This window comes from Synechococcus sp. R55.2, from assembly GCF_047462075.1.
Lineage (GTDB): Bacteria > Cyanobacteriota > Cyanobacteriia > Thermostichales > Thermostichaceae > Thermostichus.
Map to the genome: position 1 here is coordinate 1 of NZ_JANSIH010000420.1, position 2,241 is coordinate 2,241.

3 protein-coding genes are annotated in these 2,241 nt (G+C 55.2%); 2 read left to right on the forward strand and 1 reads right to left on the reverse strand.

Annotation, left to right across the window (positions count from 1 at the left end):
• The first annotated feature begins 173 nt into the window (after nucleotides 1-173).
• Nucleotides 174-914 carry a glycerophosphodiester phosphodiesterase gene (locus NW838_RS14095; protein WP_414428249.1) on the forward strand — a complete coding sequence of 247 codons (741 nt, stop codon included), beginning with the start codon at nucleotides 174-176 and terminating at the stop codon, nucleotides 912-914.
• Here NW838_RS14095 and NW838_RS14100 read toward each other — a convergent pair.
• Nucleotides 911-1,645: a protein-L-isoaspartate(D-aspartate) O-methyltransferase gene (locus NW838_RS14100; RefSeq protein ID WP_011433763.1), complete on the reverse strand. Its 735-nt coding sequence runs from the start codon at nucleotides 1,643-1,645 to the stop codon at nucleotides 911-913. The two genes, NW838_RS14095 and NW838_RS14100, sit on opposite strands and share 4 nt — an antisense overlap.
• On the opposite strand from NW838_RS14100, the gene NW838_RS14105 reads away from it, so the two are divergent.
• Complete coding sequence (locus NW838_RS14105) at nucleotides 1,638-1,964, forward strand: hypothetical protein (RefSeq protein WP_414358477.1); 327 nt, start codon at nucleotides 1,638-1,640, stop codon at nucleotides 1,962-1,964. The genes NW838_RS14100 and NW838_RS14105 overlap by 8 nt on opposite strands.
• Nucleotides 1,965-2,241 lie beyond the last annotated feature (277 nt).

Here is a 2,241-nt window from a genome sequence, read left to right on the forward strand (position 1 = left end):
AAGCTCAGTAAATTCAGCAAAGTTCAGGGTTTTGGGGGTTAGAGGCATGCTCTCCTAGCTTATCGCTTCCGCTGGGGGAGTGTCGCCTGCTGGGATCCCTTTCTGAACCACCGAGAGCCAATCATAATAGAGCTGCGCAACCTGGCACTCAACCCCGCTTCAGAGGTGCTGACATGCGCCCCTACACCCAGATTGTCGCCCACCGTGGGGAGCACACCCACGCCGAGGAAAACACGCTGGCCGCTTTTGCTGCTGCTGTTGAAGTGGGGGCCGACCAAATTGAGCTGGATGTGCGCTGTAGCCGAGATGGGATCCCACTGGTTGTTCACGATGCCGATTTGGATGGACAGCCTTTGGCCGCATTAACTTGGGCCGAGATTCGGGCCCGCAAACCCACGATTCCCACTCTTGAAGAGACCCTGTCACATATCAAGGGCAAAATCACCCTCGATATCGAACTCAAAGAAGCAGGCTATGAGGAACAAGTCCTTGCCCTCGTTAGCGATATTTTGACCCCCGAAGAATTTGTGATCACCTCTTTTTTGCCTCAGGTGGTGCAGCGGGTTAAAACGCTTTTGTCCCCGCAACCCAAGGTTGGCCTGTTGATCGAGGCAAAGGCTGAGGAGCAAGCCAAGGGATCTTTACTTACCCGTTGCCGGGAGTTGGGAGCGGATTTTCTGGCCCCCCACTACAGTTGGGTGAACTTGCAGTTCTTGGCTGAAGCTGAACAGGCCGGGATCCCTCTGTACGTTTGGACGGTGAACGATCCTGAAGTGATGAAGTTGTGCTTGCAGCCATTTGCCGGCTCAGTAGGACAAAATCCCGTTGTTCAAGGGTTGATTACCGACCATCCCCAATTGGCTTTGCAAATTCGCGCCCATCTTTTGGCAGGAGTAGAGGGGGCAAAACCCTAGACCATGGGCACAAACTGCACCGGAAAAGCCCCTTTTTGAACCCATCCTTGGGCTGTTTTGCAGAGGATCAGCAAGGACTGGGATCCCTGGGCACCGGAGTCCGAAGGGCTTTCTCCCACCGGCACCACCAAGGTGCCCCCCACCGCCAGTTGATCCAGCAGCACCATGGGCACAGTTGGGGGCGCTGCCGTCACCAGAATGGCATCGTAGGGAGCATGCTCTGGCCAACCTTGGTAGCCATCCCCCTGACGCACTTCCACGTTGCGATAGCCCAGGGCAGCGAGGGTTTGTTGAGCTTGAGCAGCCAATGGGGACAGACGCTCCAGGCTATACACTTGCCGGGCCAGCTCTGCCAAAACAGCCGCCTGATAGCCGGAGCCGGTGCCGATTTCCAACACCACCGATTCAGGCGTGAGGCGAGCAGCTTCTGTCATAAAAGCAACAATATAGGGCTGAGAAATGGTCTGGCCATAGCCGATGGGCAGAGGGCAATCCCTGTAGGCCCGATCCCGCAGATCAGAGGGGACAAAAAGGTGACGCGGCACTTTTCCCATGGCTTCCAGTACCCGTGGATCTCGGATCCCTCGTTTGATGAGCTGTTTCTTGACCATCTGCTCCCGTTGGGAAGCAAAAGGATCGGAAGCGTCTGGGGGCTGAGGTTCAACTTCTGGGATCCCAGCTGGAGAGCGAGAAGAATGTCTCCACCGGAAGGATGAGAATGGGTTGATCACCGATACACAACCTCCAGAAACGATGAGCTGCTCAGATCTGGACTCTGCTCAAGCTGTGGATAACACCGCAGCTGTTTGCTTTATGGGCTTATGGATCCCCGCCTGCTTTTTCTCCTTGTCGGCAGGGCCGAAGACAATGGCTGCCTATTGCGAGGATGGCGCGACCCCATTTCTTTCATTGGAAGAGAGGTTAAGGGTGAGGGAAAAGATGCCTGTGGAGCCCTACGCTGATCCTGGCTTACTTTTGGCAAGACTTCACCACTTGATGAAGAGATTGTTGCCGAATGGGAAGATGGAAAAAGTGAAACAAAATCCCTAGGAGCCTTTGTCCTGATCCTGCGCGGCCTTCTCGAACTTCAGCTAGAGCCCGCAGGAGCCCCGCACTCTACATTAGTGGCTAGTGACTAGTGGCTAGTCACTACCCACTCACCACTATCCAGGGTCAGTGCCGAGAGGAATGCGGCCTTCCTTGATGAAGTACAATCGGCGCATGACCCAAGTCCTGACTGTAGCTTGCAAACTCAAGGTGTCCCAGTCGCAGGCCGCAAAGTTGGATGCGACAATGGATGCCTTTGTGCAGGCGTTGAACTGGGTCA

Bases quoted from the DNA above. Each gene is read 5' to 3' on its own strand.
- NW838_RS14095 (WP_414428249.1), top strand. From the start codon at position 174: ATGCGCCCCTACACCCAGATTGTCGCCCACCGTGGGGAGCACACCCAC.